Below are 322 nucleotides of genomic sequence, written 5' to 3' on the forward strand. Positions count from 1 at the left end.
CCTCGGTCTTTCATGACACGAGGGCCTGAGAGGCCGTAGATAGACGAGAGTGCCGCTCCGACAAGGGATGATGGGCTTACCACAGTCCAAACCATCCGAGTCGAGAGGGCACTCTCAAAGTGAAGCGTATCCCGGGCACTGGCCGCATGAAAGTCTCCGCCGACGGGCAGGGGGTCGTGTCTCATGCCGGGGTTGGCATGCTGCGAGAACTGGCAGAGCGAACCGGCCTGGTGACCGGGCTTTCGGAGCCGCTTCTGGATTCCTACAAAGGCTTGCCGGTTCACGCCCCGGGCCGGGTGCTCACTGATCTGGCGGTCGCCGT

The 322-nt window shown here is 63.0% G+C and carries 1 pseudogene; it reads left to right on the forward strand.

Annotation, left to right across the window (positions count from 1 at the left end):
- Positions 1-146: 146 nt before the first annotated feature.
- Positions 147-322, forward strand: a pseudogene (locus tag FEF26_RS15615) (IS1380 family transposase); the annotation flags it as partial.

Source organism: Nesterenkonia salmonea, from assembly GCF_005771525.1.
In the GTDB taxonomy this organism is placed as follows: Bacteria; Actinomycetota; Actinomycetes; order Actinomycetales; family Micrococcaceae; genus Nesterenkonia; species Nesterenkonia salmonea.